The organism is Yersinia sp. 2545 StPb PI, from assembly GCF_052217125.1.
Classification (GTDB): domain Bacteria; phylum Pseudomonadota; class Gammaproteobacteria; order Enterobacterales; family Enterobacteriaceae; genus Yersinia; species Yersinia enterocolitica_E.
The window spans coordinates 142,290-168,699 of the sequence record NZ_JAZGPY010000001.1 but is presented as its reverse complement, the minus strand read 5'-3'; the positions used below and the strand labels follow the sequence as shown (position 1 = coordinate 168,699).

The following is a 26,410-nucleotide window of genomic DNA, read 5'->3' as shown; positions in this document are numbered from 1 at the left end:
TTCTCATCGTTATACCGTTGAAGCAGACAGTTCAATACAGGTACCTTTGAACAGAACCTTGCTTGCAGGATTATTATTTGCCGTAATGAAAAGCTCACTGCTGTTTTTGACAGTATTCCATTCCGTTGGCGTGAGTAATTTAGGGACAGTTAAATCAGTAAATCGCCCTAATAACACCGTCTGACCGGTATCTTTATTTCGTGCCCATAACATGGCTGTTTCCATTCCTGCATCGGTTGACTGATGACGGGCATTCCATTTCAAGCGAATACTTGATTCCCCTGGTTTGTCACCTTTGTAAGCCATCAGGACAAAGTGGTCGGCCTTTTCTGCGGACGACATAACTGCGATATAGCTGGGCATGGCGACTTGCGGCTTGGCCATAAACAACATAGTGCTGGAAAATAGCAATAACAGTGCCACGCAAGCAAGCGACAATGTTGGCCACTTTCTTGGCCCCAACCATGCCCACAACCCCGGTTTTACTGGTTGTCCCAATGTGGTCTGAATATTTTTCCATACCCATGAAGGGGGCTTATCTGATGTCATTGGTTCCAGTCCACTTAAACGTGAATGCCACTGCATAACCAGCTCATACCAGCTTTCATCTTCCGCCATCAGAGATTCAAGACGTTTTCTGGTTTTGGGGGATAATGTGCCAAGTAAATACTGACTCACCAGATGTTCCCGGATGACTAAATTGCGATATCGACCCGGAGTTAAGTGTCCATGCATTGTTTTAACTCCTTTAGACCGCGCCGTATCCACGATTTGACCGTGCCCAACGGACGCGCCAATCGTTCAACAATTTCCTCATGGGAGTAACCATGGATATAAGCCAACCTTATCGCTTGCCTTTTTTCTTGTGTCAGCGAAAAAATACAGCGATTTAAAATGGCAAGGTGAGCTGCGGTATCGGTTTCATCTTCTTTCCCCACTTCCGATAACATGTCTGCCTCTTCAAAAATAGGATGATGACGGCCATGCTGTCGGACATGGTCAATAGCCAGATTACGCATTAATTGACACATCCAGGCCCAGGGATAAGTCGTTGGGCTGCGGTCAGCAGCAAACCAGACTTTGAGATACCCCTCTTGTAATAGCTCGGCGGCAATATCTCGATCAGCCACAATTTTCATGATCAAGCCGTATAACTTGCGATTAGTTTGGCTATATAAGGTTTCAAAAGCCTGCCTGTCTCTCAGCTTGACCCGAGAGAAAAGTTTCTGTAGTTCTTCATTTGCTGTGACCACAATAACCTCAAACGCGTTATTTAAAGATGAACCAGATGCCAGACATCTTTTATCTGATCACCCGTGATATCACCGGGTTGTTTATCTTTAATCCAAGAATATAAAGGCTGGTCCTGATAGGCCCACTGATAGGTACCATCTTTACGTGCAACAACGCTGAACGGCGCACTGGCTTTGTCATCTTTTTGGGCTGCTAATGGCGGCCAATTTGCGGCGCAATCTTCATAGCATACCGATATCCCTTTGCTGTCTTTAGAGAAGGTATAGAGCGACATATTGTCTTTATTGGCTAAAATCTTGCCGGAATCGGTGGTGTAAACCTTGACCGGCGCCCTATCTGCACGGGCAAGTGACCATATATTCTTAAAGCCCGCTCCGGTAATATCCCCAGGCTGTAGATCTTTATGCCAGAGATAAAGTGGGCGATGGTTCAGTGCCCATTGCAGACTACCATCCGCACGTTTAATTTTATCCAGCCCAGGGAGTTGAGTGGCATTATCTTTTACCAACAACGGTGGCCAAGCCTTGGCACAATCCTTGTAGCAATTGGACAAGTCTTGCTTGTCATTATCGAAGGTATACAGGGTCATACCTTTACTGTCGGTATAAACTTGTCCTAACGTAGTCTCTTTTACTGCGACATCAGAAGCCAGAGCCGAGAATGCCAGTAAGCCGATCATTGCAGGTAGCAAGCGGAGTTTCATCGTTGATATCCTTGTTGTGTGTTTGATTACTCTGATAGAGACGTTCAGGTGATCATTTTGGATGCACTCAAAGGAAAATATTTTTGAATTTATGTTTTTGCTGCATTAAAGAAAAACTTTCGCGATTACTCAAGTAACCTATAAATAATTATTTAAACAACAAAGTAAAATCCCCGCCTTTATTACTCATCATTAAGGTGGGAATTTTATCAGTCATGCATGTATTTTATCTGTAGCAATTCTCTATATACCAGCCACGTTATAGTCTATTTACTCTTCATGCTGAATTCGGCACAAATACTGAGGGAAATTTGTGCTAGAGGGAGGAAATAACAGAAACCTATATTCTTCGCTGCCAAAATGTAGCGTTGGTATACTGGTTTCTGAATAGAATCAGTGGTTGCTAAATTAGTGGTCTGCCAAGGCTGAGTTCAGATTTCATCTCAGATAATAACCACAGAGAAAAATCCCGCATCGCGGCAGTTTCTGTGCGCGATTGTAGCCGAGTTAACCAATACCCACCCAGGCTAATCGTGGTGCTAAAGGGCTGAATGATACGTTCTCTGAGTAACAGATGCGTAAACATGGACGGTGGAGCCAGCGCAATGCCTATCTCTGCCTGCGCCGCTTCCAGCATGCTCACCGACGAATCGAACACCATTATTTGCTGAGAAGGTGAAGGGACACATCCTCCAGCCGCACTAAACCATGCCGACCACTCATCGCGACGATAGGAACGAAGCAGCGTAAATTTTTGCAGGTCATCAGGCTGGTGTAAACATCCCGCTAACGAGGGAGCACACAAAGGTGCAAGTGGCGCATCGCATAAAAATTGCGACTCAGTATCATGCCAGGCACCATTGCCATAGCGAATAGCATAATCCAGCCCTTCAGCCACCACATCAACACGGTTGTTATGCGTTGAAAGTGAAACATCCACATGTGGATAACGTTGTTGAAAATCCCTCAGGCGCGGCAGGAGATAGCCGGTTGCAAAGGTCCCAACCACACCTACTCTGACTTTCTCACGCATTACCCCAGCGGAAAAACGGTCTAGCGTGTCAGCGATACGATCAAAGGAATCATTAAGGATCGGTAGGAGATTCTCACCTTCGGTTGTTAACACTAATCCGCGTGAAATACGAATAAACAGACGGCAATTGAGGCGTTGTTCCAGCGCTTTGACCTGCTGGCTTATTGCTGCATGGGTAACGTTTAATTCGATAGCAGCCTTAGTAAAACTTAACTGTCTGGCTGCGGCTTCAAAGGCGCGAAGTGAATTTAGGGGAATATAACTGCGTACCATAGGATTATCTGTTAGATTTTCTATTATCAAACACTAAATATAATCGATTGTTATCCATAGTCAATCATCGCAAAATCAGCGACGCAGAAGGAGACACACTGCTTGTTGTTTATCAATCTAAGGAAGATTTTCTAATGTTGAAAAAATCTGTAATCAATACCTTGGTCTTTACCGCTATCGCAACTTCGCCATTTTATACCTCGGCACAAACCATACTTACGGAGCAACAGGTTGCGGCTATCGTCAATAACACCCTTAAGCCGTTGATCGAACAGCAGAATATCCCCGGCATGGCCGTCGCTGTATTTTATGACGGAAAGCCACAGTTTTTTAACTATGGCGTAGCGGATATAAAAGCAGATATCCCAGTCACTGAGAATACGCTGTTTGAACTCGGTTCAGTAAGTAAGACCTTTACCGGAATAGCTGGGGAATATGCCATGCAAACCGGCATTATGAACCTTAATGATCCAGTGACGGAATATGCTCCTGAGCTAACGGGTAGTCAGTGGCAAGATGTGAAAATGCTGCATCTGGCAACCTACACTGCGGGGGGGCTACCTCTTCAACTGCCCGATTCGGTTACAGACCAAAAATCATTATGGCAATATTATCAGCAATGGCAGCCACAATGGGCGCCTGGAGTGATGCGCAATTACTCCAATGCCAGTATTGGTTTATTCGGGGCGTTGGCGGTGAAAAGAAGCCAATTAACCTTCGAAAACTACATGAAAAAGTATGTATTCCAGCCCTTAAAACTGACACATACTTTTATCACTGTCCCTGAATCGATGCAGTCAAGCTATGCATGGGGATATAAGGATGGCCAGCCAGTACGCGTTACATTGGGCATGCTGGGTGAGGAAGCTTATGGGGTAAAAACCACCACGAAAGATATGGTGAGATATATGCAGGCCAATATGGACCCAGACAGCCTACCTGCCGAAAACGATAAGTTAAAGAAAGCCATCATCGCGGCTCAGTCTCGCTATTTCCAGGCGGGGGAGATGTTCCAGGGGTTGGGATGGGAAATGTATAACTGGCCTATCAACCCACAGGAGGTTATCGCCGACAGTGGCAATGATATCGCGTTGAAACCGCGTAAAGTTGAGCAATTGCTGCCAGCACACCCGGCAACACGGGCATCCTGGGTGCATAAGACCGGTGCTACCAATGGCTTTGGGGCTTATATTGTCTTCATCCCAGAGGAAAATATTGGCATAGTGATGTTAGCTAACAAGAATTACCCTAATCCTGTTCGCGTGCAAGCTGCCTATAATATTCTTCAGGCATTGCGTTGATAGTCATGCCGCACTAACTCCATGATAGATCAGATAAAATAAGACTGACCATAGATTTCACTATGGTCAGTTTAGTGTTATTGCCTTATTTCTTCTCAATCATCGGGCTGTATTCTATCGGCACCCAAGTGTAGCCAACTTTATTTGCCCGGACATGGCCCAAACCAGGGAACGGAAGATGAGCGCCCGCCACCCACAGTTTGTCTTTAGCGGCGGTGGCAAAGATAGCTTTGCGCGTAGCCACTGCCTGTTTGCTATCCGTATCAAATTCTAAAGAGACATTCGGGCGCGCAAATTGGATGGAATGACTGTGTACAATATCGCCCCACACCAGCAAGTTGTCGCCTTTTGAGGTAAAAAGATATGAAGTATGCCCTGGGGTATGGCCCGGCGTTGGCACCACTTTGACGCCTGGTAATAAGGTGTCACCAGCAGTGTAAATTTTTAATTTATTGTTTGCCGCATAAGGGGCAACCGATTCCATTGATTTTTCAAACATTGGGCGCAGTTCTGGCGTAGCTTTACTGGCGACGTCTTTATTCAGCCAGAAATCGGCATCCCCTTTTGACACATACACAGTAGCATTAGGGAATGCGGCTTTACCCTGATTGTTAATACCACAGGCATGATCGGGATGTAGATGGGTCAGCAATACAGTATCAATTTGCTCAGGCTGATAACCCGCAGCACGAATATTATCGACCACAGCACCCAGTGTCGGCCCGAAACATTGTGCGGTGCCTGCATCAACTAAGACTAGGTTGGTTCCGGTATTGATCAAGAAGGCATTTACCGCAGTCTGTACCCCGTTGGTGCTATCAATAAACATACTGGACAGCAGCGTCTGGATATCTTTCTCATTGATATCCTTCAGCAGATTGGTACCCAGCTTTACATAACCGTCATAGATGGCTGTGACTTCAAAATCACCTAATGCCATACGATAGTAACCGGGAACCTGCGTCTGTTGCTGCGTGGGTGCGGCAGCCATACTGATCGTCGGGAAGCCAAGAGGCAGAGCGCAGGCTCCAACAACCATCAGAGCCAGTAATGCTTTACACCGTGGTAACTGTTTCAGTAAAAGCGCCTTCATAAATCTCTCCAGAAGTGAATAACGATTCTTATCATGATGTTATTAATGATAGATAACGCAGAATAATGAGCACCTTAATCAAGATACTTTCTAAATGTTTTATTGTCTTTTAAAAAATTCGGCCGAGGGAGGGTTTAGGCGTTAATCTGTGTCGGGGTAGACCTTTCCGAGTTTTGTTCGGGAATATAGGGGGGAACAATAAAAAACACCCCCATTAGGCGTAATGCTAATCAGTTAAGGATCACTTGGAGTGATCCTTATTACACCAACTTCCTAACCATAAACCCTAACTACAAACAATTAATATTGTCTTCAATACTGCAATCAGCGTTCTAGCCACGTCAAATTAGCATGGTGGAAAATAAATCCAATTTATTGATATAAAGCTAAAAAACAAACTTTAATGTCATTAAAATCGAGTCTATTCGAATTCTAGCGTCACTGAACAGACTTTATTGTTTCTGCATAACCGCTGTGTTGGAAAAATAAAGTTTGTACATAAGTCCGACTCGGTATATTAAAGTTTGTACACTAATCGAGTGATTGGGAACTTTTGAGTTATTATTTTCTCGGATTTTCAAAAAAAGCAGGCTTGAATGAACACTGCTGTCACTTTCGCTACCTGTAACAGCCTGCATTTATAAATGGAAAAATCTGCAGTTATCGCGTTTTTCAACCCAAATTATCTGCATCTATCCGGGGAGTGGCCCCAGTCATTATCGTACAGGGAAACAGGTTTATCTGGCCTAGGGGGCTTGTTGCAAATAATGAGTGTCGGTGATTTTACTGATAGATGAGCGGGATAATTAAGCTAAAACCGCCTCAATATGAAAGAGCCGATTCATAAAGGCGGATCTTTCCCGCACTCGACGTTCAGGCTCGTCACGGCGTAGCCAAATATCAAATTGACCTTTATTCAGTCGTCGCAATGTTTCAACTCCCTGAAGCGTTGACCCGGCAAGGTTTGGCCGTTTGAAGCCCCCGCCCGCTTTGACTAATTTTTTGATGGGGGCATATTCAATAAACCAACGGTAAATGGTAGAGCGGTGAACGGAAACCCCACGCTCTGCCAGCATATCGCTGATATTGGCATAACTCATCGGGGTTGAACCGTACCACCGTAAGCACCACAGAATGATCTCGGGAGCAAAATGTTTTCATTTGAAATCGCTAGGGGGCCAGGTGGGTTCACTGAAGAAGGGATGAATAACCTCAGTTTTCATGACAACTCCATTTTTTGCAACAAGCCCGATAACATCATCAAAAAAACAGCATGTTACCCGACGGGGTCTTAGCGCCACAAAGCCACTGACTTTTCCCCCACTAAACGCGGGGGAATACCAGAGAAGCAAAACCAAATTTAAAAACTCAAAACTCTATCGACGACACATTACATGCCTAGGAATATCGGCGTCACTGAAGCTATTGGTAACGCCCGCGATCGAGTCGCCAAGGTAGTAGAAGCCAGTGCTGGGGTTCTGAGTGTCGCCCGTCCAGTAGGTGGTGCCGATAAAACCGGAGCCAGTGTAGTTATCCATTCGCCCCCATTCATCGAACAATGAACCCACCACACGGGTACCAAATGAGGAGTAGGAAGAACTCAAGTCGGTGCGTGATGGCTGAGACGCCAGCTGTAGACTACAGAACCTCACAGCATCTGACCAAACAGCCATTGTGCTATCGTTATGTATAAACCATTTCTGCACAGCAAATGTGTAGCTTAGTGGACTTCCTCCATCCTTGGGTGTCGCCGTAATGGTCACTGGCCCAGTAGGTTTGCTGTTGAGCTTCACTTGACCGTCACCATTGACGTTTACGGCCCCTGGCTGGTTGGAACTCCAGGTGAAGTCGCTCGCATTTCTGTTCATATTTAGTATGAAGGTAGCCGCGGTAAAACCTGTTTTTGGAAATTCATCGTTTACAGTGAACACATGGCCGTTAACGGCTATTCCGGTAAACATCGAATCCTCCACAAAGGTGGTGCTGACCGTCTGGTTGCTGCCGTTCACCGTGGCGGTGACCACACTGACACCCGGCGCAGTATTAGTCAGTGTCGCCGTAGCAACCCCGTCCACGCCAGTAGTACCAATCACCGTCGTCACGTTCGCCCCGTTGCTGGCAGTAAATGTCACCACCTGGCCCGGTACAAGGTTGTTACCCGCATCCGTCACTATCGCTTTCACCGCATTGGTGGCTCTGCCATTGGCGACCTCGTTATCAGTAGTCGCCGTTAGGTTAGCTGCGGTGATTTCCGCTGTGCTGCCGTCCGCCACAAAAGTGGTGTCGACCGTCTGACTACTGCCGTTCACCGTGGCGGTGACCGCGCTTATTCCACTCTTCATATTGGTCAGTGTCGCCGTGGCAACCCCGTCCACGCCAGTAGTACCAATGACTGCCGTCACTTTCGCCCCGTTGCTGGCGGTAAATGCCACCACCTGGCCTGCGACAGGATTGTTACCGGCATCCGTCACTATCACTACCACCGCATTGGTGGCCGTGCCGTTGGCCACCCTTCTATCGGCAGTCACCTTGGCTGCGGTGATTTTTGCGGTGCTGCCGTCCGCCACAAAGGTAGTGTCCACCGTCTGGCTGCTGCCGTTCACCGTGGCGGTGACCACACTAATCCCCGAGTCAGTATTAGTCAGTGTTGCCGTAGCAATCCCGTCCACGCCAGTAGTACCAATTACCGTCGTCACTTTCGCCCCGTTGCTGGCGGTAAATGTCACCACCTGGCCCGGTACAAGGTTGTTACCCGCATCCGTCACTATCGCTTTCACCGCATTGGTGGCAATGCCATTGGCAACCTCATTATTGGCAGTCGCCGTCAGGTTGGCTGCAGTGATTTCCGCTGTGCTGCTGTTCGCCACAAAAGTGGTGTCGACCGTCTGACTACTGCCGTTCACCGTGGCGGTGACCGCGCTTATTCCACTCTTCATATTGGTCAGTGTCGCCGTAGCAACCCCGTCCACGCCAGTAGTACCAATCACCGTCGTCACGTTCGCCCCGTTGCTGGCGGTAAATGTCACCACCTGGCCCGGTACAAGGTTATTGCCCGCATCCATCACTATCGCTTTCACCGCATTGGTGGCAATGCCATTGGCAACCTCATTATCGGCAGTCGCCGTCAGGTTCACTGCTGCAACAGTACTAGGCATAACAGTGATCTGCACTGTCGCACGTAATGACACATTACCTTGGATGTCATGAGCCACTGCACTTAACGTGTGGGCATTACTACCACTCCGCGTTAGCCGATGCGAGGGTAATCCTACTACAACAGCGTGCGCAGATACCGGTGTGAGAGAACCTCCTGCCGCTATCAAGGCAGAACTGTCCCACTCAATACGCTCAAGGCCATGTCGGGTGGATACCTCTGCACTCAATGGAACGCTTGTCCCCCCCTCACCGCTTATCATAGCCGGAAGGATCAGCTGTATCACCTTCTGTTCCTGATAATTCAGCACAATATTGTTGTTACGCTCGACTAAATCATAACGACTACCCGCCAAAGTGCGCGTTGCTGCCACGGCTGATGGACTGATATGAGATTGCCAAGATTCACCCAGTCGGTAATTTAGCTGGAAGTTAATGTTGCTGTCGTTTTTACTGCCTTTACCGGCGCGATGTTCAGCCCCAATAGTCACTAATGGTATAGGGGTGTAATTTACACCCGCAGTAATAGCATAGGGGTTTTTCTGGCGGTTATCTTTGCCAAACAAGGCCACATCATCACCACGGTATTTTTCATACATGACCTTGCCGCCAAGTTGGGGATGAGAGGGTAAATAAGTTTCTGCCCGCACATCATAGCCGTTGGCAGGCCGTTCTTTATAGTCAGCAAAATCCCGTGAATGATGCCAATCGGTGGTACCGAAGTAACTGTTACCCGAGAACTTCAGGTAGTCGGTCCAAGCCTCTGCGCCTACCCCAACCCGCCGGTTTTTGCCTGTAACATCATTATCAAAAAACGCATTAGCCCCATACATCCAGCTATTCTGGAAAGTACGCACTCCAGCACCAACGTTAACGGTGTTACGATCGTCTTTATTTCGGGCACCCAATTGGGTAAAAAGTAGGGATTTCTGATTATCATAAAGTGGAACCAGTACATCGACCATACTGCCATCCAGCTTAAAATCTTCATTAACATTCATTTGTACCCGGGCGGTACCAAACTGGCTCAGCAACTGCTGCGTGGAGTTGTTTAATTCATTGTTGGCAGCTGAGTTGAGCATGCGCTCACCAGATTTTACTGCATTGCCATTAGATAATGCGACAGCACCGGTCTGGGCATAACCGGCCAGCTTATTATTTATGTGAATATCAGCATGTGAATAACTTTCATCACTAATGGATAACGAAGGCAGCTTACCGGAAACATCAATTTCATCCCCTAACTTGGCGACAGTATTAATGTTTTTACCGGTCTGCAAAATATAAGACTCTGTAACCGTATTGACTTGCGAAGTATACGAAGAAGACGCGACAACCGCAGGTGAAAATGCCAAACTCAAAGGAAACAGTAACTGAAACAGGATATTAATCCACGCAATAATCCTGAACGTTTGTGGTAGTGCGTATGCCCGCGTGAACCCATGACTCGAGGATGTTTTTAGTGATTTCGTCCAAAAAAAATTACGCAATTTATTATACTCAGCCGAGTAAAAAAACCGTCACATAACCTCGCGATTTAATCAATATTGCCTAAATCTCGTTTGATATTGTAGAGTGACGAAAATTTTTTAGTGTTAGTTTCCTACCCCCCCCACGGAATCAGGTGAGTAACGATAAACTACCGTATCTATATTGCTAGATTCGACACTGATCGGCAGTTTCATTACCTATGATGCATCAGACAGCCCCGAACAATTAGTGAACCCATCTTATTCAGGTTTAATAATATTAATAAGAACCAATGACTTGATGTTTTATTAACAAGGAGGTGCCCCAACACTGGCGGATGGTTGCATGTATAACAAGAAAAGGTTGTGTTGTATTAAGACGCAGCAGAGCCATATTAACTGCCTGCCAAATATGAGAGGAGCCGGATCACTTAAGATGACCGACCGAAGAAAAATTAACTTTCCTTCTCAATCAATAACGCTTCCAGCAAATCTAAATCATGCAACAATTTTTGCAGGGTTTCATTGCTGATTTTTTGCGTCGCACGTAAGTGATATAATTCACCACGCTCAGACGGGCTTGTTGCAAAAAATGGAGTGACCATGAAAGCTGAGGCTATTCATCCCTTCTTCAGTGAACCCACATGGCCCCCTAGCGATTTCAAATGAAAACATTTTGCACCCGAGATCATTCTGTGGTGCTTACGGTGGTACGGCTCAACCCCGATGAGTTATGCCAATGTCAGCGATATGCTGGCAGAGCGTGGGGTTTCCGTTCACCGCTCTACGATTTACCGTTGGTTTATTGAATATGCCCCCATCAAAAAATTAGTCAAAGCGGGCGGGGGCTTCAAACGGCCAAACCTTGCCGGGTCAACGCTTCAGGGAGTTGAAACATTGCGACGACTGAATAAAGGTCAATTTGATATTTGGCTACGCCGTGACGAACCTGAGTATCGAGTGCGGGAAAGATCCGCCTTTATGAATCGGCTCTTTCATATTGAGGCGGTTTTAGCTTAATTATCCCGCTCATCTATCAGTAAAATCACCGACGCTCATTATTTGCAACAAGCCCACTTGATGGACTAACTATAGCTTGGTGTACAAACTTTATTATTCCAGAACAACCGCCAATGCCTGCGCACAGGCCCAGGCAGAGCTCCAGGCCCATTGGAAGTTATAGCCACCCAACCAGCCAGTGACATCAACAACCTCGCCAATAAAGTACATTCCAGGCACTTTATGGGCCTCCATTGTCTTAGAGGAGAGCTCTTGGGTGTCAACACCACCAAGAGTGACCTCAGCAGTACGGTAGCCCTCGGTGCCATTGGGCTGCACTCGCCATTGTTGAAGATTGGCGACTAACGCGGCCTGCTGCGGCGCGTTTAATTGCTTCAGGGTAACGTCTGGCAGTTGCTCCAAGGTCTGAAGGCACTCCACCAGCCGCTTAGGTAACCGTTGAGCCAGAGTATTTTTCAGTGTCTGATTAGGGTGGTTTTTTCGCTCACTGTTTAGAAAATCATCTAAATCAGTATCAGGAAGTAAGTTAATGCTCACATACTCACCAGCCTGCCAATAGCTTGAAAGTTGTAAAATTGCTGGGCCAGAAAGCCCACGGTGAGTAAACAAAATACTCTCACGGAAGCTAACGCCATTTTCGGCGGTGACCACCGCAGGCACGGAAACCCCAGATAATGTTTGCAGGTGCTCCAGCAGCGGTTTGTGCAAGGTGAACGGGACTAATGCCGCACGGGTAGGGAGGACTTTCAAGCCAAACTGTTCTGCCAACTTATAGCCGAACGGTGAAGCACCAAGTCCGGGCATAGAGAGTCCGCCAGAGGCGACGACAAGTGAGTTAGTGCTCACTTCCAAATTATTAATTTGTAATACGAAACCGGTGCCGCTTTTTTCAACCGACAAAACATCGCTACGCAACCGAATCGTGACTTGCCCCAGCTCACACTCTTTCAGTAATAGTTCAACCACCTGCTGAGCAGAGTCATCGCAGAACAACTGCCCTAGCGCTTTCTCATGCCAGGCAATGCCATAGCGATTCATCAGATCGATGAAATCCCATTGGGTATAACGCGCCAAGGCAGATTTACAGAAGTGAGGATTCTGTGACAGATACGCGGCAGGCTCTGCAAAGAGATTGGTAAAATTACAGCGGCCACCACCAGACATCAGTATTTTGCGCCCCGCCTTTTTGCCGTTATCGACCAACAACACCCGACATCCGGCTTGTCCAGCCTGAGCGGCACAAAATAGCCCCGCAGCACCTGCACCTATCACTACCACATCAAACTGTTCCACACTTGGCCTCACTGAGTAAAATCATCATCGCTGCAAAATTGCCCGCTTTTGGCTGATTATTATATTATTTAGCGCATTCAACCGACAAATTGGCGGCGGGAGATTGTAAGTCGCTCGCAGGAATATCGCTATAGTAAGAAAATGTCTCATACAGTAAAACTAAGTAACCTGCTGATATAACATGTATATGTTGCTCAATAAGACGAATTCGTCTGCGGTCATGTCAAAAAAAGGTCATATTTTCCTTTTCCCCACCCCCCATTGTCACTGATAATGCGCCGCGTTCATGTCCACAAACTGGCGTAACGCTTATGCTACATCTTTTCGCTGGCCTGGATTTCCATACCGGCCTAATGTTAGTTCTTGCTTTGTTGTTCGTGCTGTTTTACGAAGCCATCAATGGTTTTCATGATACAGCCAATGCGGTCGCGACCGTAATCTATACCCGTGCCATGCGTTCACAGGTTGCTGTTGTGATGGCAGGGGTGTTTAACTTCCTCGGCGTGATGCTGGGCGGTTTGAGCGTGGCTTATGCTATCGTTCACTTATTGCCTACTGATCTGCTGTTAAACGTCAGTTCGGCGCATGGGTTGGCTATGGTCTTCTCTATGCTACTGGCGGCGATTATCTGGAATTTGGGCACTTGGTATTTCGGTATCCCGGCTTCCAGCTCTCATACGCTAATTGGTGCAATCATCGGTATTGGTTTAACCAATGCATTAATGACCAGTACATCTGTTGTAGATGCACTGAACGTTCCTAAGATGATTCAAATCTTCCTGTCATTAATCTTATCCCCAATTGTGGGTCTGGTTATTGCCGGTTTGATGGTGTTCCTGCTACGTCGTTACTGGAACGGGTCCAAGAAACAGCAACGTATTCACCTGACACCTGCTGAACGTGAAAAGAAAGACGGTAAACGTAAACCGCCCTTCTGGACCCGTACTGCGCTGATTCTATCGGCTATCGGTGTGAGTTTCTCTCATGGCGCTAACGATGGTCAGAAAGGGATTGGCTTGATCATGCTGGTATTAATCGGCGTGGCTCCGGCTGGGTTCGTCGTGAATATGAATGCAACCGGTTATGATATTGCCCGCACCCGCGATGCAGTGACCCATCTGCAACAATATTATCAGCAACATGTTGAGGTGTTACCTCATGCTGTCGCGCTGAAACCGCTGGTACCTGCACCAGAAACATTGCCGAATACACCGGCACAGTTCCATTGTGATAGCTCACGCGCCATGATTGCCATTGATCATGCCCAAACGTTGCTGGCTAATCTGCAAAGCTATGACGATCTGACGGTTGATCAACGCAGCCATATGCGTCGCTTGCTGATGTGTGTTGCCGAAACCGCAGGGACTGTTGCCAAACTGCCTGAAACCAGTGCTGAAGACCGCCGTTTCCTCAATAATCTGCGTACAGATTTGTTGGAAACTGTGGAATATGCACCGACCTGGATCATCGTTGCCGTCGCTCTGGCCCTCTCTTTGGGTACCATGATTGGCTGGAAACGTGTGGCAGTCACCATCGGTGAGAAAATCGGTAAGAAAGGCATGACTTACGCGCAAGGGGTTTCTGCCCAGATGACTGCGGCGGTTTCCATCGGTATTGCGAGTTATACCGGTATGCCAGTATCGACAACGCAAGTGCTCTCTTCAGCAGTTGCCGGGACCATGTTGGTTGATGGCGGTGGTGTTCAGAGTAAAACGGTGAAGAACATTATGTTGGCGTGGGTATTAACCTTACCAATATCTATTCTTCTTTCCGGTGGGTTGTACTGGGTGGCTCTAAGATTCATTTAAACCCAGCGAAACGTATTACTATCATAGTGCGCCTCAACCTAGCACTGTGATAAGACCGGGCAGTAAACATATTGAACGGTTACGGTAAATAAAAAAGGCGGCCTTATCAGGTCGCCTTTTTAAATGCTTCTCTGCCAATAATTCATACTAATACCACAACATTAAACCCACCAGACTGACCACTACCAATCCACATAATGCACTGGTCAGTATAAATTGCCCACGTAGCCTCTCACAGCGGCGAATAAACTCAGGATCGTGGTGATCAAGATAACGTTGGGCGAAGATGTAACCCACTAATCTAATTTGTTTGCTCGGCTGACCGTGGGAGGTAAAAAAGCCACCACCATCAACATATTGATACAGCAACGGGTCGCAGCCACGTAATACCACTAACAAAGCACGCAGAGATGAATAATAACGTGCCATATTAATCACACATACCACACATAAAGCCCAAAAAAGCGCGACGGTACTGATCATAATTATCCTCCCAGCGATATCTCACACATTGGGTCAATCACCTGAACCTCTGTGCCATCGCTTACTCTAGCCGATACAAACACCCCCAGGGCCTCAAAAAACACCCCCTATCGTCCGCTTTCTGACTATGCTCGATACGTTGTTCGTTCGACACAGTATCCGAACGTGTAGGACTCCCTTTATCAGTGTAGGAAATGAAATGGAAAATAGCCTGATAATCTCTAAATTAAGCCTATTTAGGCATTTGTTAACTATCGATTGGCATTAACTTATATCGAATATCTGTCACTGATAAATGCTCGTAACCCATACAAATTCCGCTTAAATATTAATCTCTCTTAACTGAATTACATAAATTTGGCTGCTGTTTTTTGTAAATTATATTTGCATCACAAATATGAAATTCCGTTAATCATGATGATTTATCAGCGCTATACTTAAGATAATGATCTGCTTTAAATTCAAGTATTCTCACCGTGCGCCAAGGCAATTAACGGGCGAATCTCATCACTTATTGGTGCAATTTGGTGCAAAATGACATACGGATGCTTTAGTGATCATCATCAAAACAGTGCGTTGTGATCCGTGAAACACTTCAGTTAGGGGTCATAATGATAGTATGCAGATACCGTGTTAGCACCCGTTCAACAAGTTGAATGTTTGCTTACCCATTAATTAACATTATGGAAGGAGTTTACTTATGGCTTACAAACACATTCTGATTGCGGTTGACCTATCTCCAGAAAGTAAGGTATTGGTGGAAAAGGCGGTCTCCATGGCCAGACCGTACAATGCCAAAGTTTCCCTGATCCATGTTGATGTTAACTACTCAGATCTCTATACCGGTCTGATCGACGTTAATCTTGGTGATATGCAAAAACGTATCTCTGAAGAAACCCATAATGCATTAACTGAGCTTTCGCAAAATGCGGGCTACCCAATTGAGCAAACCCTCAGCGGTAGCGGCGATTTGGGCCAGGTACTGGTTGATGCCATTAAGAAATATGATATGGACTTGGTATTATGCGGTCATCATCAGGATTTCTGGAGCAAATTGATGTCTTCAGCACGCCAACTGATCAATACCGTACATGTCGATATGCTTATCGTGCCACTGCGCGATGACGACGCCGAAGACGAATAAGTTTCGCGAGAGTCATCCTGTTTAGCTTTAACGCCCGCCTTTTGCGGGCGTTTTTAATCAACAACCCCCGCCAAGCCCCGATAGCCACTCATTGATAACCCTGCTAAGTTTTTGTCAAAATCCCTTGCTGTATGAATATAAACCAGTGATATAGTCGAAGATGCACAACATCGTCTCCTCACTATTTGGATAATAATAATAGTTCGCAAAAAGGTGTAGGGAGAGTCTTAATTGGTACAAGGAATTATTAGTGATGAATGGTTTAACCTCTCTGGAGTCGTTTTTAGAATCTTTACAACAACGTGATGCCAACCAACCAGAATATCTCCAAGCAGTACGTGAAGTCTTCACGTCACTTTGGCCCTTTCTGGAGCAAAACCCACATTACCGTGAACAAAGCCTACTCGAGCGCTTAGTCGAGCCAGAACGTGTTATTCAATTCCGCGTTGCCTGGACTGATGACCAAGGTAAAGTTCAGGTTAACCGCGCCTGGCGTGTTCAATTTAACTCGGCGATTGGTCCTTATAAGGGCGGGATGCGTTTCCACCCATCAGTAAACTTATCAATTCTGAAGTTCCTTGGTTTTGAACAGACCTTTAAAAATGCCCTGACAACCCTGCCTATGGGAGGCGGCAAAGGCGGTTCTGATTTTAATCCTAAAGGAAAAAGTCAGGCTGAAGTGATGCGTTTTTGCCAGGCACTGATGATGGAACTGTATCGTCATCTCGGCCCGGATACCGATGTTCCGGCGGGTGATATTGGTGTTGGTGGCCGTGAAGTGGCGTTTATGTCTGGCATGATGAAAAAACTGTCGAATAACACCGCTTGTGTCTTCACCGGCAAAGGTCTCTCCTTCGGCGGTAGTCTGATTCGCCCGGAAGCCACCGGTTATGGCTTGGTCTATTTCACCGACGCCATGTTAAAACGTCACGGCTTAGGTTTTGAAGGTCGTAAAGTCTCGGTTTCCGGCGCCGGAAATGTCGCACAATACACTATTGAAAAAGCCATGGAGCTGGGTGCCAAAGTGATTACCGCTTCTGACTCAGGTGGTACAGTGGTTGATGAAACAGGCTTTACCCCAGAAAAACTGGCTCATCTGGCTGAGATTAAGAACAATCGTTATGGTCGTATTGAAGATTATGCCCGTGAACGTAATCTGGTCTATTTAGCCGATCAGCAGCCATGGAGTGTACCGGTTGATATCGCGCTGCCATGTGCGACGCAGAATGAACTGGACCTGCCAGCGGCACGTCAACTGATTGCCAACGGGGTTAAAGCCGTTGCCGAAGGCGCTAATATGCCTACGACTATTCAGGCAACTGATGCTTTCCTTGATGCAGGGGTGCTGTTTGCACCGGGTAAAGCCGCCAATGCCGGTGGTGTTGCCACATCAGGTCTGGAAATGGCGCAGAACGCGGCCCGCCTGAGCTGGAAGGCAGAGAAAGTTGATGTCCGTCTGCATCACATCATGCTCGATATTCATCAATCTTGTGTTGAATACGGTGGCGAAGGCAAGCAAACCCACTATGTACACGGCGCGAATATTGCGGCCTTTGTTAAAGTGGCAGACGCAATGCTGGCCCAAGGTGTGTTGTAAGTAAGACTCTATTCCCATATTCTTTGAGGTAATAATACCAGAAGAATATGGGAACTTTATCCTCATAGATTTAAAAATCATATATCCCGCAGAGTAATATATAAAATCCTTAGTTCTTTTTAAGAACGTGCTTATTTTAAATATTATCGATGTCAGTAACATCCTTCCCGGGCATGAGTCGATAGCAAAGTAAATCATTTAAATTATGAGGAATAATAATGCTCAGGGAACAGACTAAAAATAATGTCAGAACTGTAGATATTAATAATAGTATTGATATTAATAAATCAAAGACGATTAATCTATTAGCGATAACCAGCAGAAACAAATGGCAAAATAAAGATAAGAATGGAATAAGTATTATCACTTATTCATTTAGCCAACGAATACCAATAGATTACCATTATTATAAATCAGCTGAGGGTGTTCCGGCCTATTCCCTTAATGAAGCCCAAATTCACCAGATAAGAACCGCTATGCTCGCCATTGCTGATGTGGCGAATATTAAATTTATTGAGGCTAAAGATGATGTTATAGCTAACATCCCCATTACCAATGTTTCACTCGATGGGTCACGTGGCGGTTATGCCTATCCCCCGAATCCTAGTAACCTCAGCCCCATATTTATTAATGCGAAGATAGAGGAGAATCTAGCCCCCACGCAATCAAACTATGGTGGTCGGGTATTTATGCATGAACTCGGCCATGCACTCGGCTTGATGCATACTCATGACTCGGTGGGCTTAACACAACAAACCAGCGTAATGAGCTATTTATCTGAGTTCTACTCAGGAGCAATCTACGGGGGTAACTTTGCATCAACCCCGCAACTCCATGATATTTTAGCACTTCAATACCTTTACGGAGCCAATAATCGTACCCGTATCGGTAATACGACTTATGGTTTCAATTCCAATAGTAATAGGGATTACTTTACTGCAACCCACGCTAACGACAAGTTGATATTCTGCGTGTGGGATGCCGGTGGTAACGATACGTTTGATTTCTCGGGCTATCATCAAGACCAAAGAATCACACTGACTAAGCGTGGTTTCTCTGATATTGGTGGCTTGAGAGGCAATGTCTCAATTGCAGATAAAGTCGTGATTGAAAATGCCATCGCCGGTAGCGGTGATGATGAAATCAACGGTAACCGATCAAATAACACCCTGAACGGAGGGGGTGGTGATGACAGATTATGGGGCCGAGTGGGAAATGACCGGCTATTTGGCGGCCGTGGTAATGACAGGCTATCCGGTGGTAAGGGTGATGACTTCTTATCCGGCGGCGCGGGTAATGACCGGCTCAGCGGTGGCAATGGCAATGACCGGCTATTCGGCGGGCGCGGCGCTGACCGGATGAAAGGGGGAGAGGGCCATGATATTTTCCAATACCGTAATAGCAGAGATTCCACCAAAAAATATACCGATACCATCATCGACTTTACCTCTGGTGAAGATAAAATTGATTTATCATTCATTATGGCTGGCAATAATAATATTGTTATGGTCAATCAATTCAGCGCGAATGGTCAAACAGAATTAATGCAGAAATATGATGATGTCGCTAATATTACCTATCTGATGATTGATTTCGATCCAAAAATAAGCAAAGTCGATATGATGATAAAATTCACCGGTAAACATCAATTCACCCACAATGATTTTATTGTCAGTTCACCGCTTATTTCATAACTATTTATCCAGGTAGAATCGATGATTCAGGTGGCTGCAATAACGCGCAGCCGCCTGATTGAAACCAATATACCCAAAGTCATTGGTGTTACAGCCATAGGGCAAACTGACACTGTAATAACATCAAGGAAGTGGCATATAGAGGTCAAAACGATGACTTTTAGTGGTTACAGCCGCTTGCGCAGCTATTCCTGCCAACGGCTCGGCATAATCTGGCCGCTTCACCACCACCCGTTTGGTCGCTAACGCGCGGGCCGGTGCCAATAAACCATCGGCATCTTCATCCGCACCCACCAGCGATTGGAACACCCGCATCTCCTTTTTAACCAGTGCACTTTTTTGCCGGTGCGGATACATCGGATCGAGGTAAACCACTTCTGGCCGGGGTTCAATATCTGCCAGTGCTATCAGGCTGGAGGCGTGCAACAGCGTCAACCGTTCGCGCAGCCACGGACCAATCTCAGCATCCTGATAACCGCGACACAAACCATCATCGAGCAATGCTGCCACCACTGGATTGCGCTCCAGCATTTGCACCTGGCAACCCAGCGCCGCCAAAACAAACGCATCCCGCCCTAAGCCTGCGGTAGCATCGACCACGCGGGGAAGATAACCCTTTTTGACCCCGACGGCTTTGGCTACCGCTTCCCCTCGCCCACCACCGAACTTGCGGCGGTGCGCCAACGTGCCGGAGACAAAATCGACATAAATGCCGCCGAGCTTCGGCTCATCCCTCTTGCGCAATTCAAGGCGCTCAGGTGTCAATACCAGCGCCATAATGGCCTGCTCGTCAGACACCAAACCCCAACGCTCAGCCAAAATAGACAAGGCGCCGGGGGAGGCGCCTGCTTCAGACAATAAACAGATACTGACTTGTGACACGTTCTAGCCCTTAATACCGTAATGGCGCAGCATAGCATCCAACTGCGGTTCACGGCCACGGAAGCGCTTGAACAGCGTCATCGGCTCTTCAGAGCCACCACGGGACAGAATATTATCGAGGAAGGACTGCCCAGTCGCAGCATTGAAAATCCCCTCTTCTTCGAAACGCGAGAATGCATCTGCCGAGAGCACTTCTGCCCACAAATAGCTGTAGTAACCCGCTGCATAGCCACCGGCAAAGATATGGCTAAAGGCATGCGGGAAGCGGCCCCATGTCGGTGACGGTACCACTGCCACCTGCTTTTTCACTTCATACAGGATCGGCAGGATCTGTGCACCGGTCAGTGGATCGAACTCATAATGCATGCGGAAATCGAACAGCCCGAACTCTAATTGACGCAGAATAAATAGCGCCGCCTGATAGTTTTTCGCCGCCAACAGTTTATCCAGCATCTCTTGCGGTAATGGCTCATGGGTTTCGTAATGGCCGGAAATAAACGCCAGCGCCTGTGGCTCCCAGCACCAGTTTTCCATAAACTGACTCGGCAATTCGACCGCATCCCAAGGGACACCATTGATACCCGAGACGCCGGCAGTATCAATTTTGGTCAGCATGTGATGCAAACCATGGCCGAACTCATGGAACAAGGTGGTGACTTCGTTATGGGTGAACAGCGCCGGTTTACCGCCGACTGGCCCGTTAAAGTTACAGGTCAGATAAGCCACCGGCTTTTGCAATTGACCGTTCGCCAGACGCAGGCTACCGACGCAATCATCCATCCAGGCACCGCCACGTTTGTGCTCACGGGCATACAAGTCAAGATAGAAGCTGCCGCGCAGTTCACCGCTGGCATCAAAGAGTTCGAAGAAACGCACATCTGGATGCCAAGTATCCACATCTCGGCGCTCTTTGGCGCTAATACCGTAAATACGTTTAACGACTTCGAATAACCCTTCCACCACCCGCTGTTCCGGGAAGTAAGGTCGCAATTGCTCGTCACTGATGGAGAACAGATGCTGCTTCTGCTTCTCTGAATAATAGGTGATATCCCAAGCAGCCAACTCATTGACGCCGTAGTGTTTTTCAGCAAAAGCACGTAATTGTGCCAGTTCTTCTTCAGCCTGCGGACGGGCGCGTTTCGCCAAATCGTTCAGGAAACCAAGCACCTGTTGCGGGCTTTCTGCCATTTTGGTCGCCAGCGATTTCTCGGCATAGCTGCCAAAACCTAACAGTTGTGCCAATTCATGACGCAATGTCAGAATTTCCGCCATGATTTCACTGTTATCCCACTTACCGGCATTTGGCCCCTGATCAGAGGCGCGGGTAGCAAAGGCGCGATACATCTCTTCGCGCAATTTAGCGTTATCAGCATAGGTCAGAACCGGCAGATAACTTGGCATATCCAGTGTCAGCAACCAACCATCCTGCTGTTTGGCTTCAGCCATAGCTTTAGCCGCAGCCAAGGCACTTTCTGGCAAGCCTTGCAATTGGTTAACATCAGTAATTAACTTGCTCCAGCCCATAGTGGCATCGAGCACGTTATTGCTGTAAGTGGAGCCTAGCTCAGACAAACGGGCGACAATTTCGCCATAACGTTTCTGCTGATCGGGTTGCAAACCGATACCGGATAACTGGAAATCGCGCAGCGCATTCTCTACTGCTTTGCGCTGTGGGGCTGTCAATGCATCAAACCCCGGGCCTTCTTTCAGACTGACATAGGCCTGATACAAACCTTTATGTTGACCCACCCAAGTACCGTATTCCGACAGCAATGGCAGGCTTTGTTCATATGCAGTGCGCAGTTCCGGGCTATTTTTGACCGAATTTAAATGCCCGACCGGCGACCAGATACGCGATAAGCGATCGTCAGACTCAGCCAATGGCTGACACAGGTTATCCCAGGTGAAAGGTCCTGGCTGGGCAACTACCCGCTCCACCGCTTGACGGCATTCATCCAGCGCGGATTTCACCGCAGGCACGATATCTTCGGGGCGAATCGCAGAAAATGGCGGCAGGGAGAACGGGGTCAACAGCGGATTTGTCATAGGGCAGTCCTGATTATAGTTTTGGATATCAATGATTCTTTTGAATATCAATGATCGTTTTCAATACCGCCGCGATGGTGAATACAACGACGACTTATAAATTATCTATGTATGATTAACATGAGGTCTATCAACATGAAAATCAATGGCTGGCGGCCTGACGACTATTGATTACCCACCGATTTTGGTAATCAAGCTCGCACTGCTGGTGTAGCAAAAACCTCAACCAGCTTAAATTGCTCAAAGACCAATAGCATCTCAGGGGAGAAATCACCCTCTCGTTCAAAGAAGGCCCGATGCCCGGTCTGCCAATAAACCAAGCTTTTATCTCCCTCGCCCTCTTTGGCCGCCATTTCTGCGGTGACATCACAATAGCGGACCAGCGTTAAGCTCATGGTTCTAATGACACAAACCGGTGTGCCTCGGCCATCGAGAATGACATTGTAATCACCAACACTGGGCGAAGCTTCTGATTTATAAGCACGATAGGAGCAACAAGTCGCTGTTTTAGCGCCGTTGATGACCAATTGCGCCAATTCATCTGCCATCTCAGAACTGTCGCCAAAGGACCAGAGCAAAGCGTCTGGGTAGTGCTCAGCAATTATCTTGTTAGTCATTATTATATCCATTGAGGTGAGATCAGGTATTCATCACAGATTAATGCAATTCAGTTTTTATCCACCAGACAGTTTATACTAGTTGCCATAATGTGCTGGCTGCGGTTTCTCACCAGGGTGTTTGTCGCATCCACAGATAAAAAGCACTGCCACAATCTACAGCATATATTCTCGCTAAATCCTTGATTTAAATTAGAATATCAATTGGTTAAAATAAAATGTTAAGTTATCGCCATAGTTTTCACGCCGGCAACCATGCCGACGTTCTTAAACATACCGTTCAAAGTCTGATTATTGAGTCTTTGAAGGAAAAAGAAAAACCGTTCCTTTATTTGGATACCCACGCCGGTGCCGGTCGCTACCAGTTAAGCGGCGAGCATGCCGAGCGCACGGGTGAATACCTTGATGGTATCGGCCTACTGTGGCAACGAGATGATTTACCTGCTGATTTAGCGCCATATATCAGTGCTATCAATTACTTTAACCGTAGTGAAAAACTGCGTTACTACCCCGGCTCACCATTAATCGCCCGCCATTTATTGCGTGAAGATGACAAAATTCATCTGACTGAACTACACCCAAGCGACTACCCGTTGCTGCGCAATGAGTTTGCTAAAGATGAGCGAGCTAAAGTTCAACGTGCCGATGGTTATCAACAACTTAAATCACAATTGCCCCCATCATCACGCCGGGGTTTTGTTCTGATTGATCCGCCGTATGAAATGAAAACGGATTATCAGGATGTGGTGAAAGGTATTCAGGAAGGCTATAAACGCTTTGCAACGGGTACCTATGCATTATGGTATCCAGTGGTTTTACGTCAGCAAATCAAACGTATGTTACGGGATCTGGAAGCCACCGGCATCCGCCGTATCTTGCAAATTGAGCTGGCAGTGCGCCCGGACAGTGACCAACATGGTATGACCGCATCTGGCATGATTGTGATTAACCCGCCGTGGAAGCTAGAACAACAGATGAATACCTTGTTGCCGTGGCTGCACAACGTGCTGGTGCCATCGGGCCATGGTCATACCCTGGTGAAGTGGGTAGTGCCAGAATAAACACAGCCTAAATCAATTGGTCACGCGAATCAGAGCCATTGACGCAACCTTTGCGACAAAACTCGGGTAAGCGTTAAACTGTTAGGCAAATTTTAAACAACGTGGGAACGATTCTGATGACCAAACATTACGACTATCTGGCAATTGGCGGTGGCAGTGGTGGGATCGCGTCGATCAACCGGGCAGCCATGTACGGCAAAAAGTGTGCGCTGATCGAAGCTAAACAACTTGGTGGCACCTGCGTCAACGTTGGTTGTGTGCCGAAAAAAGTAATGTGGCATGCTGCGCAAATTGCAGAAGCGATTCATTTGTATGGCCCAGATTACGGTTTCGATACCACGGTGAACCATTTCGATTGGAAAAAGCTGATCGCTAACCGTACTGCTTACATCGATCGTATCCATCAGTCTTATGAGCGTGGTTTAGGCAATAACAAAGTGGATGTTATTCATGGTTTCGCGCGTTTTGTTGATGCGCATACTGTGGAAGTGAACGGTGAAAAAATCACTGCTGATCACATCCTGATCGCCACCGGTGGCCGCCCAAGTCACCCGAATATCCCTGGCGCAGAATACGGGATTAACTCCGATGGCTTCTTCGAATTAGACGAGATGCCAAAGCGAGTTGCCGTAGTAGGTGCAGGTTATATCGCGGTAGAAATCGCCGGGGTGCTCAATGGGTTAGGTACAGAAACCCATCTGTTTGTGCGCAAACATGCACCATTGCGTACTTTTGATCCGCTGATTGTTGAAACTCTGCTTGAAGTGATGAACACCGAAGGGCCAACACTGCATACCGACGCGGTACCAAAAGCGGTGATTAAAAACGCCGATGGTAGCCTAACGCTGCAACTGGAAAATGGCACTGAAGTCACCGTTGACCACCTGATTTGGGCCATTGGCCGTGAACCATCAACTGACAACCTCAATCTGTCTGCCAGCGGTGTCAAAACCAATGACAAAGGCTATATCGAAGTTGATAAGTTCCAAAACACTAACGTCAAAGGTATCTACGCCGTCGGGGACAACACCGGTGCGGTTGAACTGACCCCTGTAGCCGTGGCTGCGGGTCGCCGTTTGTCTGAACGCTTGTTCAATAACAAGCCGGATGAGCATCTGGATTACAGTAATATCCCAACCGTGGTATTCAGCCATCCGCCAATCGGCACTATTGGTCTGACTGAGCCACAAGCACGTGAGAAGTTTGGCGACGATCAGGTGAAAGTGTACAAATCTTCATTCACTGCAATGTACAGCGCGGTGACTCAGCACCGCCAGCCATGCCGGATGAAATTAGTCTGCGTAGGGGTGGAAGAGAAGATTGTTGGTATCCATGGTATCGGTTTCGGTATGGATGAAATCTTGCAAGGGTTTGCTGTCGCCGTGAAAATGGGCGCGACCAAGAAAGATTTCGACAACACCGTCGCTATCCACCCGACCGCCGCAGAAGAGTTTGTAACCATGCGTTAAGGTTTGGTAAAAGATCAGAAAGGCTATGGACCGCAGGGTTGATAGCCTTTTTTATTGTTTTAAATTCTATCCTCGCGAATATTTCTTACTTTCGCGCGGGTGATCCCTTAGTAGTTTCCAGCCAAAATTCATGCCCGCAGCAGCCAATAGGATGGCGGTCGCCCCAGCTATTTGCACGAGACTCAAGCGGTGATCGAATACCAACCAGTCGACAATAATCGCCACAACCGGATAAATAAAAGATAACGTGCCAACCAAACTGGTCGGGATTTTCTGAATCGCGCTGTACAACAGTGCGGACATTAACCCAGTGTGAACCACGCCGATAATGAACAGTAATCCCCATGTGCTGCCTGATAGCGGTAAATCAGACCAACACACAAAGGGTGCCAGCAAAATAGCGCCGACCAACAACTGAATCAGTACAATCAGATGTGGTGGCAAGCCTTTTAGCCGTTTGATAATCGCGGCCGTTACCGCATACATAAATGCCGCCCCCAGCGCCATAATGATGCCGAAGAGGTAGTCAGAACCTGAGGTGATGGCCCCCGGTTGCCCGATAATGATAAACAGCATCCCGCCAAAAGCGACCAGCAACCAACAGAGCGCATTTACTGTTAATTTCTCACCAAAAAACAGCACCCCCAGCCCAACCAGCATAAAGGGTTGAGTATGGTAGGTAACGGTTGCCATCGAAATGGAGGCATAAGAGTAAGCGCCAAACAGTAGAACCCAGTTCAATACCAGCGTAATACCACCGATAACTGCAATGACGATATGCTGTCGCGTGAGCACACCGCGTTTGAGTAAACCCAGCATGGCACAAGCGATAAACATGGCGAATGCACCAAATACACAGCGCCAGAACACAACCGTTACCGCAGGTTGCCCTGATGCGATAACCGGCCAGCCCACAGTACCGGAAATAAGCATAGCTGCGACCATTTCCATGGCCCCGCGAGCTTTCATTTTTATCATTCTCTCTCCGTAATCGCTGCCAGGATGCTTTTGTATTTG

General features: G+C 47.2%; 22 protein-coding genes. 8 read left to right on the top strand and 14 right to left on the bottom strand.

All coding sequences use genetic code 11. The features are described from left to right. Positions 1-9: 9 nt before the first annotated feature. The 4 genes from V1955_RS00655 to ampR form a co-directional block, all read right to left on the bottom strand. On the bottom strand, positions 10-735 hold the full coding sequence (locus V1955_RS00655; RefSeq protein ID WP_083161311.1) for a hypothetical protein: 726 nt from the start codon (positions 733-735) through the stop codon (positions 10-12). Beyond that, complete coding sequence (locus V1955_RS00650; RefSeq protein WP_083161313.1) at positions 720-1,253, bottom strand: RNA polymerase sigma factor; 534 nt, start codon at positions 1,251-1,253, stop codon at positions 720-722. Before V1955_RS00650 ends, V1955_RS00655 begins: the two co-directional genes overlap by 16 nt. A gap of 20 nt (positions 1,254-1,273) precedes the next feature. Continuing rightward, on the bottom strand, positions 1,274-1,957 hold the full coding sequence (locus tag V1955_RS00645) for a hypothetical protein (protein WP_083161315.1): 684 nt from the start codon (positions 1,955-1,957) through the stop codon (positions 1,274-1,276). Between the two features lie 403 nt (positions 1,958-2,360). Next, entirely contained in the window at positions 2,361-3,263 is a 903-nt protein-coding gene (gene ampR / locus V1955_RS00640; RefSeq protein WP_083161317.1) for a LysR family transcriptional regulator AmpR, read from the bottom strand. A 134-nt stretch (positions 3,264-3,397) separates the two neighbouring features. Here ampR and ampC point away from each other — a divergent pair, with 134 nt between their 5' ends. Then, a complete protein-coding gene (gene ampC, locus V1955_RS00635) occupies positions 3,398-4,564 on the top strand; it encodes a class C beta-lactamase (RefSeq protein ID WP_083161319.1) in 1,167 nt (388 codons plus the stop codon). 85 nt (positions 4,565-4,649) lie between these two features. On the opposite strand, the gene V1955_RS00630 is transcribed toward ampC, so the two are convergent. The 4 genes from V1955_RS00630 to V1955_RS00615 form a co-directional block, all read right to left on the bottom strand. Continuing rightward, a complete protein-coding gene (locus V1955_RS00630; protein WP_083161321.1) occupies positions 4,650-5,657 on the bottom strand; it encodes an MBL fold metallo-hydrolase in 1,008 nt (335 codons plus the stop codon). 806 nt (positions 5,658-6,463) lie between these two features. Beyond that, positions 6,464-6,796 (bottom strand): hypothetical protein, encoded by a 333-nt coding sequence (locus V1955_RS00625; protein ID WP_372569837.1) that lies wholly within the window; start codon positions 6,794-6,796, stop codon positions 6,464-6,466. Positions 6,797-7,033: 237 nt separating this feature from the next. After that, entirely contained in the window at positions 7,034-10,090 is a 3,057-nt protein-coding gene (locus V1955_RS00620) for an inverse autotransporter beta domain-containing protein (protein ID WP_442820424.1), read from the bottom strand. Between the two features lie 644 nt (positions 10,091-10,734). After that, a complete protein-coding gene (locus tag V1955_RS00615; RefSeq protein WP_193784877.1) occupies positions 10,735-10,884 on the bottom strand; it encodes a hypothetical protein in 150 nt (49 codons plus the stop codon). 82 nt (positions 10,885-10,966) lie between these two features. Here V1955_RS00615 and V1955_RS00610 point away from each other — a divergent pair, with 82 nt between their 5' ends. Continuing rightward, the gene (locus V1955_RS00610) at positions 10,967-11,299 is read left to right on the top strand and encodes a hypothetical protein (protein WP_227746606.1); all 333 of its coding nucleotides are present in this window, start codon (positions 10,967-10,969) and stop codon (positions 11,297-11,299) included. Between the two features lie 93 nt (positions 11,300-11,392). Here the strand turns inward: V1955_RS00610 and V1955_RS00605 are convergent, their stop codons facing one another. Beyond that, positions 11,393-12,592: an NAD(P)/FAD-dependent oxidoreductase gene (locus V1955_RS00605; RefSeq protein WP_372568472.1), complete on the bottom strand. Its 1,200-nt coding sequence runs from the start codon at positions 12,590-12,592 to the stop codon at positions 11,393-11,395. Between the two features lie 311 nt (positions 12,593-12,903). Here V1955_RS00605 and pitA point away from each other — a divergent pair, with 311 nt between their 5' ends. Further along, positions 12,904-14,400, top strand: coding sequence for an inorganic phosphate transporter PitA (pitA, locus tag V1955_RS00600; RefSeq protein WP_083161331.1), 1,497 nt, complete (start codon positions 12,904-12,906; stop codon positions 14,398-14,400). A 147-nt stretch (positions 14,401-14,547) separates the two neighbouring features. Here the strand turns inward: pitA and uspB are convergent, their stop codons facing one another. Continuing rightward, positions 14,548-14,883, bottom strand: coding sequence for a universal stress protein UspB (gene uspB / locus V1955_RS00595; protein ID WP_005187112.1), 336 nt, complete (start codon positions 14,881-14,883; stop codon positions 14,548-14,550). A 700-nt stretch (positions 14,884-15,583) separates the two neighbouring features. Here uspB and uspA point away from each other — a divergent pair. From uspA to V1955_RS00580, 3 genes are all read left to right on the top strand, one after another. Beyond that, on the top strand, positions 15,584-16,027 hold the full coding sequence (uspA, locus tag V1955_RS00590; RefSeq protein ID WP_083161333.1) for a universal stress protein UspA: 444 nt from the start codon (positions 15,584-15,586) through the stop codon (positions 16,025-16,027). A 253-nt stretch (positions 16,028-16,280) separates the two neighbouring features. Next, positions 16,281-17,624: an NADP-specific glutamate dehydrogenase gene (gdhA, locus tag V1955_RS00585; RefSeq protein WP_083161335.1), complete on the top strand. Its 1,344-nt coding sequence runs from the start codon at positions 16,281-16,283 to the stop codon at positions 17,622-17,624. Positions 17,625-18,100: 476 nt separating this feature from the next. Next, positions 18,101-19,318: a M10 family metallopeptidase C-terminal domain-containing protein gene (locus tag V1955_RS00580; RefSeq protein WP_442820423.1), complete on the top strand. Its 1,218-nt coding sequence runs from the start codon at positions 18,101-18,103 to the stop codon at positions 19,316-19,318. Positions 19,319-19,441: 123 nt separating this feature from the next. Here V1955_RS00580 and rsmJ read toward each other — a convergent pair whose 3' ends face one another. From rsmJ to V1955_RS00565, 3 genes are all read right to left on the bottom strand, one after another. Beyond that, positions 19,442-20,200 carry a 16S rRNA (guanine(1516)-N(2))-methyltransferase RsmJ gene (rsmJ, locus tag V1955_RS00575; protein WP_442820422.1) on the bottom strand — a complete coding sequence of 253 codons (759 nt, stop codon included), beginning with the start codon at positions 20,198-20,200 and terminating at the stop codon, positions 19,442-19,444. Between the two features lie 3 nt (positions 20,201-20,203). After that, the gene (gene prlC / locus V1955_RS00570) at positions 20,204-22,246 is read right to left on the bottom strand and encodes an oligopeptidase A (RefSeq protein ID WP_083161342.1); all 2,043 of its coding nucleotides are present in this window, start codon (positions 22,244-22,246) and stop codon (positions 20,204-20,206) included. Positions 22,247-22,437: 191 nt separating this feature from the next. Continuing rightward, positions 22,438-22,863, bottom strand: coding sequence for an ASCH domain-containing protein (locus tag V1955_RS00565; RefSeq protein ID WP_083161344.1), 426 nt, complete (start codon positions 22,861-22,863; stop codon positions 22,438-22,440). A gap of 218 nt (positions 22,864-23,081) precedes the next feature. Between V1955_RS00565 and V1955_RS00560 the strand changes: the two genes are divergently transcribed. Together V1955_RS00560 and gorA are read left to right on the top strand one after the other, a co-directional pair. Then, entirely contained in the window at positions 23,082-23,924 is an 843-nt protein-coding gene (locus V1955_RS00560; RefSeq protein WP_083161346.1) for a 23S rRNA (adenine(2030)-N(6))-methyltransferase RlmJ, read from the top strand. A 116-nt stretch (positions 23,925-24,040) separates the two neighbouring features. After that, positions 24,041-25,393, top strand: coding sequence for a glutathione-disulfide reductase (gorA, locus tag V1955_RS00555; protein ID WP_372560271.1), 1,353 nt, complete (start codon positions 24,041-24,043; stop codon positions 25,391-25,393). A gap of 66 nt (positions 25,394-25,459) precedes the next feature. Here the strand turns inward: gorA and V1955_RS00550 are convergent, their stop codons facing one another. Then, positions 25,460-26,368 (bottom strand): DMT family transporter, encoded by a 909-nt coding sequence (locus tag V1955_RS00550; RefSeq protein ID WP_372569836.1) that lies wholly within the window; start codon positions 26,366-26,368, stop codon positions 25,460-25,462. Between the last annotated feature and the right edge of the window lie 42 nt (positions 26,369-26,410).

Excerpts from the sequence above, each read along its gene's own strand:
- gorA (WP_372560271.1), top strand. The coding sequence starts at position 24,041 with ATGACCAAACATTACGACTATCTGGCAATTGGCGGTGGCAGTGGTGGG.
- V1955_RS00565 (WP_083161344.1), bottom strand. The coding sequence starts at position 22,863 with ATGACTAACAAGATAATTGCTGAGCACTACCCAGACGCTTTGCTCTGG.
- V1955_RS00645 (WP_083161315.1), bottom strand. The coding sequence starts at position 1,957 with ATGAAACTCCGCTTGCTACCTGCAATGATCGGCTTACTGGCATTCTCG.
- V1955_RS00560 (WP_083161346.1), top strand. The coding sequence starts at position 23,082 with ATGTTAAGTTATCGCCATAGTTTTCACGCCGGCAACCATGCCGACGTT.
- V1955_RS00580 (WP_442820423.1), top strand. The coding sequence starts at position 18,101 with ATGCTCGCCATTGCTGATGTGGCGAATATTAAATTTATTGAGGCTAAA.
- V1955_RS00615 (WP_193784877.1), bottom strand. The coding sequence starts at position 10,884 with ATGGTCACTCCATTTTTTGCAACAAGCCCGTCTGAGCGTGGTGAATTA.
- prlC (WP_083161342.1), bottom strand. The coding sequence starts at position 22,246 with ATGACAAATCCGCTGTTGACCCCGTTCTCCCTGCCGCCATTTTCTGCG.
- ampR (WP_083161317.1), bottom strand. The coding sequence starts at position 3,263 with ATGGTACGCAGTTATATTCCCCTAAATTCACTTCGCGCCTTTGAAGCC.
- V1955_RS00630 (WP_083161321.1), bottom strand. The coding sequence starts at position 5,657 with ATGAAGGCGCTTTTACTGAAACAGTTACCACGGTGTAAAGCATTACTG.
- gdhA (WP_083161335.1), top strand. The coding sequence starts at position 16,281 with ATGAATGGTTTAACCTCTCTGGAGTCGTTTTTAGAATCTTTACAACAA.
- pitA (WP_083161331.1), top strand. The coding sequence starts at position 12,904 with ATGCTACATCTTTTCGCTGGCCTGGATTTCCATACCGGCCTAATGTTA.
- uspB (WP_005187112.1), bottom strand. The coding sequence starts at position 14,883 with ATGATCAGTACCGTCGCGCTTTTTTGGGCTTTATGTGTGGTATGTGTG.
- V1955_RS00655 (WP_083161311.1), bottom strand. The coding sequence starts at position 735 with ATGCATGGACACTTAACTCCGGGTCGATATCGCAATTTAGTCATCCGG.
- uspA (WP_083161333.1), top strand. The coding sequence starts at position 15,584 with ATGGCTTACAAACACATTCTGATTGCGGTTGACCTATCTCCAGAAAGT.
- ampC (WP_083161319.1), top strand. The coding sequence starts at position 3,398 with ATGTTGAAAAAATCTGTAATCAATACCTTGGTCTTTACCGCTATCGCA.